The organism is Neisseria sp. P0006.S009 (assembly GCF_051962915.1).
Lineage (GTDB): Bacteria > Pseudomonadota > Gammaproteobacteria > Burkholderiales > Neisseriaceae > Neisseria > Neisseria subflava_E.
In genome coordinates this window covers 158,002-172,749 of the sequence record NZ_JBQCUV010000002.1, presented here as the reverse complement: position 1 = coordinate 172,749, position 14,748 = coordinate 158,002, and the positions used below count along the sequence as shown (strand labels likewise).

The window sequence follows — 14,748 nt, the reverse complement described above, 5'->3', positions numbered from 1 at the left end:
TTGTTATGAAAGGAAAGGGCATGTATCCAACACGCCCTTTTTCAGTTCATCAATAATGCGGCGGAATCTCATCGCGCAGGCTGTATGGTTCGCGTTCGCCGTTTGCGCCTTTGTCCTGAATCCGTTGATACAGAAGCCGCAACTGGCCTTGTTGCAAATCCAAAGCCTGCTGCATCTTGGCGATGGTGTCGTTCAGGCTGCCGATTAAATCTTCCTGCAAGGCCGTCTGAATTTCCAGCTCCGTGACGCGGTGTTCCAATTCCTGAATATCGCTCATATTACAGCACCATCGCGGCAATCCAGCCGGCAGCCATCAGCGGGATATTGTAGTGGATAAAAGTCGGGATAACCGAATCGCGGATGTGGTCGTGCTGACCGTCGGTGTTCAGACCCATGGTTGGGCCGAGCGTTGAGTCGGAAGCAGGGGAACCCGCATCACCCAGCGCGCCGGCGGTGCCGACGATGGCCACGGTAGCCATTGGGGAGAAGCCCAAGCTGATGCACAAAGGCACATAAATCGCGGTAATAATCGGCAAGGTGGAGAAAGACGAGCCGATGCCCATGGTTACCAGCAGGCCGACAAATAGCATGGTAAAGGCGGCCATGCCTTTATTGCCGCCGAACAAAGCCATGCTGTGTTCGACCAAAGGCTGAATCTCGCCGGTTGCGTTCATTACAGCGGCGAAACCTTGTGCCGCAATCATAATAAAGCCGACCATCGCCATCATTTTAATGCCTTCGCCGAATACATCGCTGGCGGCGGAGCGGTTCATCACGCCCAACATCATAAACACGGCAAAGCCCAACATCGCGCCCAATACCAATGAGTTTTCATACATAAGCTGGATGGCAAAACACACGGCAATCGCCACGGCCGCTACCAAGCTGCGATAGGTTGAAGGCTCTTGTTGTTGAACTGCCGCACGGTTGTCTTCCGTGTCAGTAGTATTGTTTTGATAAATGCGTGGTTTGCGGTAGTGCAAAAAGGCCAGCAGCAAGCCGGAAACCATGCCCAAAGCCGGAATCGCCATTGCGTGCATCACATTGATGCCGCTGGTGTCCATGCCTGCCGAGCGGATATTGCCCAACATGATGTCGTTCAAGAAGATGGCGCCGAAACCGTAAGGCAGGAACATATAAGTCGTTACCAAGCCAAACGTAATCACGCAGGCCACCAAGCGGCGGTCGAGTTTCAAACGGTTGAACACCAACAGCAGCGGCGGAATAATCATCGGGATAAACGCAATATGAATCGGCACAACGTTTTGGCTCATCACACCCATGCACAAAATAATCGCCAGCAGCAGCCATTTGACCGCGCCTTCGCCTTTCGCATTGCCTTCACCGCCGTTTAGTTTGCGGATAATCACGCCGGCGAGCTGTTGCGGCAGGCCGGAATGCGTGATGGCCATGGCAAACGCGCCGAGCATGGCATAAGACAGCGCGATTTGCGCCCCGCCTTTCAGACCTTCGTTAAAAACAGGAATAATCCCTTGCTGCACCACATCGCCGGCCGCGTTGGTTACATTCTCCAAAGGCATACCGGCCACCAAGCCGCCGACAAACGCGCCGACAGCCAAGCTGAGCACCACATGCACGCGCGATAAAGACAGCACAAGCATGATGATGACCGCAATTACAACCGCATTCATATCGTTCTCCGTTGTTTCAGACGGCCTGTTATGTAAAAACAGGCAATCATCTGTTTACATATTACAAATAAACATCATAACCCAAGCATGAAGCCTTTGCAAAAAACGGCAGGCCGTCTGAAAAACAGACCATCGGTTTCAGACGGCCTGCCGTGAACCCTTATTCAGCGTTTTAATAGGGCGTGCGGTTCTGGCGATAAAAATATCTAAAAAATACGCGCTTCCTATTCTTTGCATATGGTACCAATGTTAAAATCGACACAATGTCTTGGTTTCAGGTTTGTCACTGAAATTAAAGCAGTTATTGATAAAATCCAATTCAATAATACGCAAACAAAGGAAAGAAGTGATGGATATTTTGACGCGGCTGCACAATCTGCCGCCCTCCCGCTTTCATTACAAACTTCTGGTTTTGGTCGGCATAGGCTGGTTGTTTGATGCTATGGATACAGGCTTGGTGTCGTTTGTATTGCCGGCTTTGGGCAAAGATTGGGCGCTGGCTCCGGCGCAGTTGGGTTGGATTGTCAGCATTGCCTTTGTCGGCATGGCTTTGGGCGCGGTATTTAGCGGCTGGCTGGCGGACAGGTTCGGACGGAAAACCGTTTTTGCCGGCACGATGGTGGTGTACAGCATTGCCACAGGTTTGTGCGCGCTTGCGCCTGATTTGACGGTTTTGCTGGTGTGCCGCTTTTTTGTCGGCGTCGGTTTGGGCGGCCAACTGCCCGTCGCCGTGTCGCTGGTCAGCGAATATGCGCCGCCGAAAGTACGCGGCCGTTTTATTGTGTTGCTGGAAAGCTTTTGGGGCTTGGGCTGGCTCTCGGCCGCGCTGGTGTCTTATTTCTTTATTCCGCAAACCGGCTGGCACAGCGCGTTTTTATTCGGCGCCTTGCCCCTGTTTTATGTGCCGTTGGTGTTGAAATTCGTTCCCGAATCCGTGCCTTACCTGCTTTCCCGCGGCAAAACCAACGAAGCGCACCGTTTGGTATCCGCGCTGGAAATACAATCGGGCATCATGCCGCAGACAGAAGCCGTTGCCGCACCGGCCGCCCCGCGCGAACGCATCCGCTTCGTCCAACTTTGGCAACATCCGTTTGCACGGCGCACGCTGATGTTGTGGCTGGTTTGGTTCGGCATCGTGTTTTCGTATTACGGCATTTTTACTTGGTTGCCCAAACTGCTGGTCGAGCAGGGCAATACCGTGGTCAAAACCTTTGAATATGTGCTGGTAATGATTGTTGCGCAACTGCCCGGCTATATTGCTGCCGCGGCTTTGGTGGAAAGAATCGGCCGCAAAGCAACGTTGGCAGGCTTTTTGGCCGCGTGCGCCGCATGCGCATGGTTTTTCGGGCAAAGCACCACTGCGGCCGAAGTCATGATCTGGGGCAGCCTGATGTCCTTCTTCAACTTGGGCGCATGGGGCGTTTTGTACACCTACACCCCCGAACTCTACCCTTTGCGCTTCCGTGCCTTCGCATCCGGCTGGGCAGGCGCCATCGGCCGCGTTGGCGGCATACTTGCCCCCATGGTAGTGGCGGCGATGGTGGGCAACAGCGGGGGCTTCGGCAATATCTTTATGATGTTTGCGCTGGTTATGCTGCTGATTGTGGCGGTAATCTTGGTATTGGGTGAAGAAACTAAAGGTCGTACGCTGGAAGACATTAGCCAATAAACGGCAAAGCAAAAAAGGCCGTCTGAAAAATATTTTCAGACGGCCTTTTTCATTTACGTTTGTAATTTTAATACACCGATTTTCTGTTTTTATCTTAATTATCGAGGAAAGCGACGAAGAATAACCGTCTTTGTTTTTGTGTAGATAAAAATATTATACTTCAAAGAATTAAAATGAATAAACGATAAAATGGCCGTCTGAAAAGTTCAATCATAGTTTGTGATGTAGGTCAAAGCAAAATGTAACTAAATTACCTATAGTTATCGTAGTGAAAATTTATTGACCTTATTGCCACCTTTTATTAAGGAGATACACCATGAACGCATCAGCCGACAACGTCGTCAGCCCAGCCGTAGCCGAGGTAAACAGCCTGGTTGAAAAGGGTTTACGGGCGTTGGATGAGTTTCTTAAGCTGGATCAGGAGCAGATTGATTTTATTGTTGCCAAAGCCTCTATCGCCGCGCTGGACAAACATGGTGTACTCGCCATGCACGCGGTAGAAGAAACAGGGCGCGGCGTGTTTGAGGATAAGGCGACGAAAAACCTGTTTGCCTGCGAAAACGTCGTGCGCCGCCTGCGCGATTTGAAAACCGTGGGTGTTATCAGTGAAAACGATGTAACCGGCATTACCGAAATCGCCGATCCGGTCGGCGTGGTTTGCGGTATTGTGCCGACGACCAATCCGACTTCCACCACCATTTTCAAATCTTTGATTGCACTGAAAACCCGCAATCCTATTATTTTCTCGTTCCATCCGTCTGCACAGCAGTGTTCCGCCCATGCAGCGCGTATTGTGCGCGATGCGGCGATTGCGGCCGGTGCGCCGGAAAACTGTATCCAGTGGATTGAAAAGCCGTCTATGGAAGGCACTTCCGCGCTGATGAAGCATCCGGGCGTGGCAACGATTTTGGCGACCGGCGGCAATGCGATGGTAGAAGCCGCGTATTCTTGCGGCAAACCTGCGCTCGGCGTCGGGGCGGGCAACGTACCTGCTTATGTTGAAAAAACGGCGGACATCAAACAGGTGGCACACGATATTGTGATGTCGAAATCTTTCGACAATGGCATGGTGTGCGCCAGCGAGCAAGCGGTAATTGCCGATAAAGAGATTTACAAAGAGTTGGCCGAAGAGTTCAAATCTTACGGCGTGTACTTTGCCAATAAAAAAGAAAAAGCCATGCTCGAAGAGTTTATCTTCGGCGTAACGGCGAATTGCGCCAGCTGTGGCGGAGCAAAACTTAATTCCGCCGTCGTGGGCAAACCGGCGGCATGGATTGCCGAACAGGCCGGGTTTAAAGTGCCTGAAAAAACCAACATCATTATCGCCGAATGTCGCGAAGTCGGCCCGAACGAGCCGCTGACCCGCGAAAAACTTTCACCTGTTTTGGCCATGATTAAGGCGGACTCGACCGAACAAGGTTTGAAGTTCGCAGAAGAAATGGTTGCCTTTGACGGCTTGGGACACTCCGCCGCCATCCATACCGCTGACGAAGAATTGGTCAAAACGTTCGGCTCCCGCGTCAAAGCGTTGCGCGTGATTTGGAATTCACCTTCCACCTTCGGCGGCATCGGCGACGTGTACAACGCCTTCCTGCCTTCTCTGACCCTCGGTTGCGGCTCTTACGGTAAAAACGCCGTCGGCGGCAACGTCAGCGCAGTCAATCTGTTAAACATCAAAAAAGTAGGCCGTCGGAGAAACAACATGCAATGGTTCAAAGTGCCCGCCAAAATCTATTTTGAACGCGATTCCATCCAATATCTGCAAGACATGAAAGACTGCGAAAAAGTCATGATTGTGACTGACCGTTCGATGGTTGATCTGGGCTTTGTCGATAAAATCACCTACCAACTGCATCAACGCAAAAACAAAGTGACCATCCAGCTGTTTACCGATGTCGAAGCCGATCCGAGCGTCCAAACCGTCTATAAAGGCACGGATTTGATGCGCAGCTTCCAACCCGACACCATCATCGCACTGGGCGGCGGTTCTCCAATGGACGCAGCCAAAGCCATGTGGCTCTTCTACGAACAGCCCCAAGTCGACTTTGAAGACCTCGTCCAAAAATTCATGGACATCCGCAAACGCGCGTTCCGCTTCCCTGAATTGGGCCGCAAAGCCAAATTTATCGGCATTCCTACCACATCGGGCACCGGCTCCGAAGTGACGCCGTTTACCGTCATCAGCGACGGCGACAAAAAATATCCGATTGCCGACTACTCGCTGACACCGACCATTTCGATTGTCGATCCTGCGTTTACCATGACAGTTCCGGCAGGTGTAACCGCCGATACCGGTTTGGACGTACTGACCCACGCCGTAGAAGCATACGTTTCCGTACTGGCGAACGACTTTACAGACGGCCTCGCTCTGCAAGCCATTAAGCTCGTGTTCCAATACCTCGAACGCTCCTACAAACATGGTGCGGCCGATCCTGAAGCGCGCGAGCATATGCATAATGCCTCTACCATCGCAGGCATGGCGTTTGCCAATGCGTTCTTGGGCATCAACCACTCGATGGCACACAAAATTGGCGGTAAATATCATGTTCCGCACGGCCGCGCCAACGCCATCCTGCTGCCGCACGTCATCCGCTACAACGGCACGCGTCCGCAGAAAACCGCCACTTGGCCGAAGTACAACTACTACAAAGCCGACCTGAAATATCAGGAAATCGCCCGTACCTTAGGCCTGCCATGCAGCACACCGGCAGAAGGCGTCGAATCCTTCGCCCGCGCCTGTCATGAATTGGCGGTCAACGTCGGCATCAAAATGTCGTTTAAAGAGCAGGGCATCGATGAGAAAACCTTCCTCGACGGCAGAAAAGAGCTGGCCATGATGTCTTTTGAAGACCAATGCACCCCGGCCAACCCGCGTTTGGCATTGGTCGCCGACATGGAAGAAATCCTGACCAAAGCCTATTACGGCGAATAAAATCGGGGAGATAAAAAGGCCGTCTGAAACCTGAATATAGGGTTTCAGACGGCCTTTCGTATTAGAACTAAAGTTGATACTTATTGTATGTGGAATTTAATTTGCAAACATTAAGAATAGTCATCATGAAATCAGAAATTTTAAAACAATTTGGCAAACATGTTCGTCATTTAAGACAACTCCAGGATTTAAGTCAGGAAGCATTGGCTGAAAAAGCGAATATGCACCGGACTTATATCGGAATGATAGAACGTGGAGAGCGTAACCCCGCCCTATTAAATCTTATTCGTTTGGCTAGCGCATTAGATATTTCTTTACCTGAACTTTTAACTTTTAAGGACCATGTTAATGACGGAAACTGTGATAATGAATCTAACTGATTCATATGGTTTTTTTAGAGAAAACGTCGGAAGGACGCTAGGAGATCTAAAACTTGAATATCAAACCAGATTCCCCAAGTTCACCTCTGAAATGAAGATAAATAAAGGCGGCGTAGGGCAGTTTATCGAGAAATTGATAGGACTTAAGAATACAAATGCTTTGACAGATTTTTCTGATGGTGAGCTAAAAACCAATAAAGCAGATAAAGATGGTGCGCCACTAGAGACTATGTTTATCTCGCAGATTTCCAGTAACTTTGATCAGTTAATCAGCGATCAGATAAGCTTTGAAGATAGTTGGATATACCAAAAAATAAAGAATTTGCTATATGTTCCTATTTGTAAAGTCGACAACAATCCTGACAAATGGTACATACAGTCAGCCTATCATGTGCAAATAAATGAAGGGGGTGAACTTTTCAGACAGTTAGCTGCTGATTTCACGCAAATTAAAAGTAAGCTGTTAGCTGATATTAATTCCGGCGACGGATACATTCATACATCAAACGGTAGTTTTATACAAATCAGATCAAAAGATTCCAAGCCATACCATCCTATATTTTCTGCACAATATAATCGGAATATTTCAAATAAGAATCATGCATTTTATTTTAAAAAAGAATTCATGCGGGAAGTCCGTGAAATGGCCAGACAGGGTAGGGATGGTGTTGTTCGAATAATTTAAAATAAAATGGGGCTACAGCTTTTGTTGTAGCCTTTTCTTTGCCAATTCAAAAAAATCTTCTTCTAGTTCGCAACCACAAAATTTCCGACCATGTTTTAAGGCAGCAACGCCTGTCGTGCCACTGCCCATGAAAGGGTCAAAAATTAAATCTCCGATGTTTGAAGCTGAGAGTATGCAGCGTTCAAGCAAGGGGAGTGGTTTTTGTGTCGGATGTTTGCCGAATGTTTTTTCGGCTTTATTGGGAGGAGGGAATGTCCAAACACATTTCATCTGTTTGCCATTATTTTGTGCTTTCATCATTTCATAATGAAACGTATGTTTGGCTTTTTTATTTTTCTTTGCCCATAAGATTGTTTCTGTCGAATGGGTAAAAAAACGGCAGGACAAATTAGGGGGAGGATTGGGTTTTTCCCAAGTAATATTGTTCAAAATATGGTATCCGATGGTTTGCATCAGGTAGCCGATTAAATAAATATTATGGAATGTGCCGCAAACCCAAATTGTGCCGTTTGGTTTTAATAAGGCGTAACACAGTCGAAGCCATTCTTCGTAGAATTCCAAATCTGCCGCCATCCCTTTGGATTTATCCCAGTTACCCTTATTAACGGAAACCATTTGTCCACTTTGACAACTGAAACCGTCATTGGAAAGAAAGTAAGGCGGGTCTGCGAAAATCATATCAAAACAGCCGTTTGGATGTTTTTCCAATATCTTCCGCATGACGTTAAGGGAATTTTCGTTGTAGAGGACAAGGTCGTCTGAAACAATTTTTTTCAAACGACTTTGATAAATGGCAGCTTCTTCAGCCAGTTTGTTGAAATCACTCATAAATTGCCAATAATTCTCCGACTTTCTTACGACTGCTGCCTTTGGCGGCAATATTGCGCTGTACTTCAACCGTTTTCAGAATGGCAGAAGAATAAATATCTCTCGTAAATTCAGTATCATGATTTGAAATCAAAACGCCTTGAGAGTTAGGCGCAATTTGTTGGGCTGACTGGGCAAGACGGATTTGATCGTCTAAATTGAAACCTTCTTTGGCATAAGTGGTAAATGAAGCGGTTGGGCTTAAAGGTGCATAAGGAGGATCACAATAAACAGTATCTGTATTGTTTATCAGGGACAGGATTGTTTGAAAATCTCCGCACATTAATTCAACTCTGTCAGATTTTTGAATGAAACCTTCCATTTCTTGTTGGGGAAAGTAAGGAGATTTGTAGCGTCCAAACGGCACATTGAATGCCCCTTTGCTGTTGTAACGGCATAAACCGTTAAAAGCATGGCGGTTCAAATAAATAAATAGCGCTGAACGTTCGTGTAGATCTTGGCTGAAGTTGAATTGTTCCCGCAATTCATAGAATCTTGAATCGCTATTGTTTTCAGAAGTAAAGAAAGAGCGGGTATAGTCTATGAATCCGGATTTTTCTTCTTTTAGGATACGGAATAAGCCGATTAAGTCAGCGTTAATATCATTGAGCAGATAATGTTCGAAATCTAATGCAAGAGACAAAGCGGCAGAACCGCAAAAGGGTTCAATCAGACGTTTTCGTGCAGGAGTGGGTAGATTGTGTTCGATAAAGGGGACAAGTTTATGTTTGCCACCAGCCCATTTTAGGAAGGGTTTTGAAGCCATTAGGATGCCAAGTACAAGCGTGGTTGATTGGCTTCGAATTGTGCCAAAACATCGTGAGGAATACAACGGATTTATGTTTTTTGGGACGTGTGTAGAGTGATTCTAAATCCAATGGAATCTTTCCATCCCAATGTGTTATTGGGCTTATTAGTTTAATCTACCTTAAAAAGGCCGTCTGAAAACCAAGTTTCAGACGGCCTTTATCCGTATGGCTAAACCTTAAAAGCGGTTTAGACGACGATATTTACCAAACGTCCGGGTACGACGATGATTTTTTTAGCAGGCTTGCCTTCCATGAATTTTACTGCGCCTTCGTTGGCAAGGGCGGCGGCTTCGAGGTCGGCTTTGGATGCGTCGGCGGCGACGGTGATTTTGCCGCGCAGTTTGCCGTTGACTTGAACCATCACTTCGATTTCGGATTTGACCAAAGCGGCTTCATCGACTGTTGGCCAGCCTGCTTCCCACAGTTTCGCGCCGTTTAATTCGCTCCACAGGGTTTCGCTGATGTGCGGCACGATGGGCCACAGCAGGCGTACGACGGCTTCCAATACTTCTTGGGCGACGGCTCGGCCTTGTTCGCCGTTGGTGTCGGTTTTGTCGTATTGGTTGAACAGTTCCATCACGGCGGCGATGGCGGTGTTGAACTGCTGACGGCGGCCGTAGTCGTCGCTGACTTTGGCGATGGTGGAATGCAGTTTGTGGCGCAGGTCCTTGAGTTCTTTAGATAAACCGTCTTGGCTGCCTGCAAACGCTTTGACCGCGCCGCCTTGTTTCAGGTATTCGTAAACGGTACGCCACAGGCGGCGCAGGAAGCGGTGTGCGCCTTCGACGCCGCTGTCGCTCCATTCGAGGGACTGTTCGGGCGGTGCGGCAAACATCATGAACAGGCGGGCGGTATCCGCGCCGTAGGCGTTAATCAGCTCTTGCGGATCGACGCCGTTGTTTTTGGACTTGGACATTTTTTCCGTGCCGCTGATGACGACAGGCAGGCCGTCGGCTTTCAGAACGGCGGAAACAGGGCGGCCTTTGTCGTCGAAAGTCAGCTCGACATCGGCAGGGTTGATCCAGTCTTTGCTGCCGTTGGCGTTTTCGCGGTAGTAGGTTTCGCAGACGACCATGCCTTGAGTGAGCAGGCGTTCAAACGGTTCGTCAACATTGACCAAACCTTCGTCGCGCATCAGTTTGGTGAAGAAGCGCGCGTACAAGAGGTGCAGAATCGCGTGTTCGATACCGCCGATGTATTGGTCGACCGAGCCCCAGTATTTCGCGGCGGCAGGATCGACCATGCCGTCTGAAAATTTGGGCGACATGTAGCGGAAGAAATACCAGCTCGATTCCATGAAGGTGTCCATGGTGTCGGTTTCGCGTTTCGCCGCGCCACCGCAGCATGGGCAGGTGGTTTCGTAAAACTCAGGCATTTTTGCCAGTGGCGAACCCATGCCGTCGGGTACGACGTTTTCAGGCAAAACGACGGGCAGTTGGTCGGCAGGGACGGGGACGTCGCCGCATTTTTCGCAATGAACGATAGGAATCGGGCAGCCCCAGTAGCGTTGGCGCGAAATACCCCAGTCGCGCAGGCGGTATTGGGTTTTCGGTTCGCCTGCGTCTTGGCTTTGCAGTTTGGCGGCAATGGCGTCGAAGGCCGTCTGAAAATTCATGCCGTCCAAGTCGCCGCTGTTGACCAATACGCCGTTTTCTTTGTCGCCGTACCATTCTTGCCATTGGTTTGCGTCGAATGCGTTGTCACCGACGGCAATCACTTGTTTTTTCGGCAGATTGTATTTGGTGGCGAACTCGAAATCGCGTTCGTCGTGCGCCGGAACCGCCATCACTGCGCCGTCGCCGTAGCCCCACAATACATAGTTGGCAATCCACACTTCCAGCTTGTCGCCGTTGAGCGGGTTGACGACGTAGCGGCCGGTCGGCACGCCTTTTTTCTCCATTGTCGCCATATCGGCTTCGGCAACCGAACCGGCTTTGCATTCGGCGATAAATGCCTGCAATTCGGGTTTGTCGGCGGCTGCGGCGGTTGCCAGCGGATGCTCGGCGGCAACGGCAACATAAGTCGCGCCCATCAGCGTGTCGGGACGGGTGGTATAAACTTGCAGGAACTTCGCGTAATCGCCTTCCAAACCTTGTTTGCTGTCGTCTGAAACAGCAAAGCGCACGGTCATGCCGCGCGATTTGCCGATCCAGTTGCGCTGCATGGTTTTGACTTGTTCCGGCCAGTGTTCCAGCTTGTCCAAATCGTTGAGCAGCTCTTCGGCGTAATCGGTGATTTTGAAGTAATACATCGGGATTTCGCGTTTTTCGATCAACGCGCCCGAACGCCAGCCACGTCCGTCGATGACTTGCTCGTTGGCAAGGACGGTTTGGTCGACCGGGTCCCAGTTCACCGTGCCGTTTTTGCGATAGACGATGCCTTTTTCAAACAGCTTGGTAAACAGCCATTGTTCCCAGCGGTAGTATTCGGGTTTGCAGGTAGCGACTTCGCGCTCCCAGTCAATCGCAAAACCCAGGCTTTTGAGCTGGGTTTTCATGTATTCGATGTTGTCGTAAGTCCATGCAGCGGGGGCAACGTTGTTTTTCATCGCCGCGTTTTCCGCAGGCATACCGAACGCGTCCCAACCCATAGGCTGCATGACGTTGAAGCCGTTTAAGAGTTTGAAGCGGCTCAATACGTCGCCGATGGTGTAGTTGCGTACATGCCCCATGTGCAGCTTGCCGCTGGGGTAGGGGAACATGGAGAGGCAGTAGTATTTGGGTTTGGAAGCGTCTTCGGAGACGTTGAAAATACGCTCGTCGTCCCATTTTTTCTGCGCCGCAGGCTCGATGGCGGCGGGTTGGTAATGTTCTTGCATGGTCATTCTGTTTTTCGCTTGAAAACGTTGGAAAAAATAAAGATGGGATTATAGCAGGTTGTCGGGCCTGTCGGTTTGACAAAGGCCGTCTGAATGTTTGGATGTCGGAAAAGCACAATTTCAGACGGCCTTGAAAATACTGACTTGAGTTTTTGATACTCGCCCACATATCCCACCCAGTTTGAATTCATTCTTAACACTATCAAAATTATGAGCAATAAAGATTTTTACGAAACCCTTGGTGTTGCCCGCAGCGCTAGCGACGATGAAATCAAAAAAGCCTACCGCAAGCTGGCAATGAAATACCATCCCGACCGCAACCCTGACAACAAAGAAGCGGAAGAAAAATTTAAAGAAGTCCAAAAAGCTTACGACACCTTGTCTGACAAGGAAAAACGTACCATGTACGACCAATACGGCCATGCCGCGTTCGAACAGGGCGCAGGTGCGGGCGGATTCGGTGGCTTTGGCGGTTTTGGCGGCCAGGGCGGATTCGGTGGCGCGCAAGGCTTTGATTTTTCCGATATTTTCAGCCAAATGTTCGGCGGTGGCGGTAGAGCAGGCGGCCGTCAGCCGGATTACAGCGGCGCGGACTTGCAGGTCGGCATAGAGATTTCGCTTGAAGAAGCCGCCAAAGGCGTGAAAAAACGCATCAACATTCCGACTTACGAAGAATGTGATGTCTGCCACGGCTCAGGTGCCAAGCCGGGCACATCCGCATCGACTTGTTCACACTGTGATGGCACAGGTACGGTACATGTAATCCAAGCCATTTTCCAAATGCAGCAGACTTGTCCGACTTGTCACGGCACAGGCAAAGAAATCAAAGATCCTTGCGTCAAATGCCGTGGCGAAGGCCGCACCAAGACCAGCAAAACGGTTGAAGTCAACATTCCTGCAGGCATCGACGACGGTCAACGCATCCGCTTGAGCGGCGAGGGCGAGCCGGGTCAACACGGCGCACCGGCAGGCGATTTGTACGTCAATGTCCGCGTAAGACAGCACAAAATCTTCGAGCGCAACGGCCTGGACCTGCATTGCGAACTGCCGATCAGCTTTGCCATTGCCGCATTGGGCGGCGAAGTCGAAGTGCCGACTTTGGACGGCAAAGTCAAACTGCACATTCCGAAAGAAACGCAAACCGGCCGCCGTATGCGCGTGAAAGGCAAAGGCATCAAGTCTCTGCGCTCCAGCTCGACCGGCGATTTGTACTGCCACATTTTGGTTGAAACACCGGTCAACCTGACCGACCGTCAGAAAGAGTTGCTGGAAGAATTTGAAAAAATCTCCTCCGGCCTCAATCTCAGCCAAACCCCGCGCAAAAAATCGTTTTGGGAAAAAGTAGGTGAAAAAGTAGGCGATTTGTTCTCCGATAATTAATCGCTGTGAAAAAGGCCGTCTGAAACCTGCTTAAATCAGGTTTCAGACGGCCTTTTGTTTTTCTTGCTTCAAACTTTTGTTTGCCGTAAAATCCGCGCTTCACTCTTACGGGAGTAGCCATTCGGCGCAATGCCGAAACCGTTGTCAACATAATCGGCTTTGCGGCCGTGGCAGCGGTATCTTCTCTGCTTTATCGGAAGACAGGCAAGACGTAAGCGTTGTCCATACCCTTGCGGGCGGTATGCACAGCGCTTTTTGTTTGCCCGCTTTTCGGTTGAGTATCTTAAATTATGGAAGCTTTTTTCTCCTCGACGCTGGGCGTTGCCATTGCCGAAATCGGCGATAAGACGCAATTACTCGCGCTCTTTTTGGCAGCACGTTTTGCCCATAAAAACGCGATTGTTGCCGGTATCTTTATTGCAACCCTGTTGAACCATCTTGTTTCAGCCGCACTCGGTGTCTGGCTGGCATCCGCTATTTCGCCCGAAGTCATGAAATGGGTGGTCGGCGGCAGCTTTATTGCGGTCGGTTTATGGCTGCTGTTGCCGGACAAAGACGAAGACCCTGACGGTAAGTGGCTGAAATACGGCGCATTTACGGCGACGGTCGTCCTGTTTTTCTTGGCGGAAATCGGCGATAAAACGCAGATTGCGACGGTTCTTTTGGCGGCAAAATACCAATCTATCCTGCTGGTCGTGGTCGGCAGTATTGCCGGTTTGATGATTGCTTCTGTGCCTACCGTGTATTTGGGCGAAATGTTGATGCGCAAGATTCCGGCCAAAGCAGTGCGCATTGTTGCGTGTATCTTGTTCTGCTTACTGGGTATTTTGACCCTGCTTGGCGACGGTATTGTGTTGAAGGCCGTCTGAAATGTGGGACATTGTTTTTGAACATAAAGACTTTGTGGTCATCAATAAGCCTTGCGGCGTATCGGTACATAATGAATCGGAAGGGGATGTTTGCCTGACTGCTTCGCTGGCGCAGCAGCTCGGCGTTGAGCGCGTGTGGCTGGTTCACCGTTTGGATAAAGCCACCAGCGGCCTGTTGCTGTTTGCGTTAAACCGCGACAGCGCGGCCGCTTTGTCGGCACAGTTTGCCGAGAAAACCATGCGTAAAACTTATTTGGCACTCGGTACGCACAAGCCGGCGAAAAAGCAGGGCTGGGTGAAAGGCGGTATGGCGCGTTCGCGGCGCGGTACATGGAAGCTGACGCGTGATGAGGATAATTTTGCCGTTACCCGTTTCAGCAGCCAAAGCCTGAAGCCCGGTTTGCGCCTGTTTGTGTTGCAACCGTTTACCGGCAAAACCCATCAGCTGCGCGTGGCCATGAAAAGCATAGGCAGTCCGATTTTGGGCGATACGCTGTATGGCGGCGATGAGGCGGGACATCTGTTTCTACACGCTTGGCGTTTGGTGTTCGACTATCGCGGCGAGCATTTCGATATTCGGGTTACGCCTGATAAAACATGGCCGTCTGAAATCGATTTGTCGGCGTGTTTGGGTTCGGATGAATCCGAATAGAAGCAGTAGAGTTTTTGTATATATTAAAAAAGGCC

Annotated in this window: 12 protein-coding genes; 7 read left to right on the top strand and 5 right to left on the bottom strand. The window is 49.9% G+C overall.

The genetic code is table 11. From position 1 onward, the window contains the following. Window positions 1–49 precede the first annotated feature (49 nt). Both ACTHTK_RS04590 and ACTHTK_RS04585 read right to left on the bottom strand, forming a co-directional pair. On the bottom strand, window positions 50–277 hold the full coding sequence (locus ACTHTK_RS04590; RefSeq protein WP_049331977.1) for a SlyX family protein: 228 nt from the start codon (window positions 275–277) through the stop codon (window positions 50–52). Between the two features lies 1 nt (window position 278). Further along, entirely contained in the window at window positions 279–1,652 is a 1,374-nt protein-coding gene (locus ACTHTK_RS04585; protein WP_440378419.1) for a Na+/H+ antiporter family protein, read from the bottom strand. A gap of 349 nt (window positions 1,653–2,001) precedes the next feature. Between ACTHTK_RS04585 and ACTHTK_RS04580 the strand changes: the two genes are divergently transcribed. From ACTHTK_RS04580 to ACTHTK_RS04565, 4 genes are all read left to right on the top strand, one after another. Beyond that, entirely contained in the window at window positions 2,002–3,321 is a 1,320-nt protein-coding gene (locus tag ACTHTK_RS04580; RefSeq protein ID WP_440378418.1) for an MFS transporter, read from the top strand. A gap of 316 nt (window positions 3,322–3,637) precedes the next feature. Next, window positions 3,638–6,253 (top strand): bifunctional acetaldehyde-CoA/alcohol dehydrogenase, encoded by a 2,616-nt coding sequence (gene adhE / locus ACTHTK_RS04575; protein WP_440378417.1) that lies wholly within the window; start codon window positions 3,638–3,640, stop codon window positions 6,251–6,253. Window positions 6,254–6,378: 125 nt separating this feature from the next. Continuing rightward, window positions 6,379–6,633: a helix-turn-helix domain-containing protein gene (locus tag ACTHTK_RS04570; protein ID WP_079453748.1), complete on the top strand. Its 255-nt coding sequence runs from the start codon at window positions 6,379–6,381 to the stop codon at window positions 6,631–6,633. Beyond that, a complete protein-coding gene (locus ACTHTK_RS04565; protein WP_440379745.1) occupies window positions 6,620–7,318 on the top strand; it encodes a MutH/Sau3AI family endonuclease in 699 nt (232 codons plus the stop codon). The genes ACTHTK_RS04570 and ACTHTK_RS04565 overlap by 14 nt, the downstream gene beginning before the upstream one ends. A 12-nt stretch (window positions 7,319–7,330) precedes the next feature. Here the strand turns inward: ACTHTK_RS04565 and ACTHTK_RS04560 are convergent, their stop codons facing one another. The 3 genes from ACTHTK_RS04560 to leuS form a co-directional block, all read right to left on the bottom strand. Continuing rightward, window positions 7,331–8,146 (bottom strand): DNA-methyltransferase, encoded by an 816-nt coding sequence (locus ACTHTK_RS04560; protein ID WP_440378415.1) that lies wholly within the window; start codon window positions 8,144–8,146, stop codon window positions 7,331–7,333. Beyond that, window positions 8,139–8,951, bottom strand: coding sequence for a Dam family site-specific DNA-(adenine-N6)-methyltransferase (locus tag ACTHTK_RS04555; protein WP_311476359.1), 813 nt, complete (start codon window positions 8,949–8,951; stop codon window positions 8,139–8,141). Before ACTHTK_RS04555 ends, ACTHTK_RS04560 begins: the two co-directional genes overlap by 8 nt. Window positions 8,952–9,181: 230 nt before the next feature. Continuing rightward, entirely contained in the window at window positions 9,182–11,812 is a 2,631-nt protein-coding gene (gene leuS, locus ACTHTK_RS04550) for a leucine--tRNA ligase (RefSeq protein WP_440378414.1), read from the bottom strand. Window positions 11,813–12,022: 210 nt separating this feature from the next. Between leuS and dnaJ the strand changes: the two genes are divergently transcribed. The 3 genes from dnaJ (at window position 12,023) to ACTHTK_RS04535 (ending at window position 14,713) form a co-directional block, all read left to right on the top strand. After that, window positions 12,023–13,192, top strand: a complete 1,170-nt coding sequence (dnaJ, locus tag ACTHTK_RS04545) for a molecular chaperone DnaJ (protein ID WP_440378413.1) — start codon at window positions 12,023–12,025, stop codon at window positions 13,190–13,192. A 290-nt stretch (window positions 13,193–13,482) separates the two neighbouring features. Beyond that, entirely contained in the window at window positions 13,483–14,061 is a 579-nt protein-coding gene (locus ACTHTK_RS04540) for a TMEM165/GDT1 family protein (RefSeq protein ID WP_070504231.1), read from the top strand. A 1-nt stretch (window position 14,062) separates the two neighbouring features. Further along, window positions 14,063–14,713, top strand: coding sequence for a TIGR01621 family pseudouridine synthase (locus ACTHTK_RS04535; RefSeq protein WP_440378412.1), 651 nt, complete (start codon window positions 14,063–14,065; stop codon window positions 14,711–14,713). Window positions 14,714–14,748: the final 35 nt, after the last annotated feature.

Bases quoted from the DNA above. Each gene is read 5' to 3' on its own strand.
- dnaJ (WP_440378413.1), top strand. From the start codon at position 12,023: ATGAGCAATAAAGATTTTTACGAAACCCTTGGTGTTGCCCGCAGCGCT.
- ACTHTK_RS04560 (WP_440378415.1), bottom strand. From the start codon at position 8,146: ATGAGTGATTTCAACAAACTGGCTGAAGAAGCTGCCATTTATCAAAGT.
- ACTHTK_RS04565 (WP_440379745.1), top strand. From the start codon at position 6,620: ATGAATCTAACTGATTCATATGGTTTTTTTAGAGAAAACGTCGGAAGG.
- ACTHTK_RS04570 (WP_079453748.1), top strand. From the start codon at position 6,379: ATGAAATCAGAAATTTTAAAACAATTTGGCAAACATGTTCGTCATTTA.
- ACTHTK_RS04540 (WP_070504231.1), top strand. From the start codon at position 13,483: ATGGAAGCTTTTTTCTCCTCGACGCTGGGCGTTGCCATTGCCGAAATC.
- ACTHTK_RS04535 (WP_440378412.1), top strand. From the start codon at position 14,063: ATGTGGGACATTGTTTTTGAACATAAAGACTTTGTGGTCATCAATAAG.
- ACTHTK_RS04585 (WP_440378419.1), bottom strand. From the start codon at position 1,652: ATGAATGCGGTTGTAATTGCGGTCATCATCATGCTTGTGCTGTCTTTA.
- adhE (WP_440378417.1), top strand. From the start codon at position 3,638: ATGAACGCATCAGCCGACAACGTCGTCAGCCCAGCCGTAGCCGAGGTA.
- ACTHTK_RS04590 (WP_049331977.1), bottom strand. From the start codon at position 277: ATGAGCGATATTCAGGAATTGGAACACCGCGTCACGGAGCTGGAAATT.
- ACTHTK_RS04580 (WP_440378418.1), top strand. From the start codon at position 2,002: ATGGATATTTTGACGCGGCTGCACAATCTGCCGCCCTCCCGCTTTCAT.
- leuS (WP_440378414.1), bottom strand. From the start codon at position 11,812: ATGCAAGAACATTACCAACCCGCCGCCATCGAGCCTGCGGCGCAGAAA.
- ACTHTK_RS04555 (WP_311476359.1), bottom strand. From the start codon at position 8,951: ATGGCTTCAAAACCCTTCCTAAAATGGGCTGGTGGCAAACATAAACTT.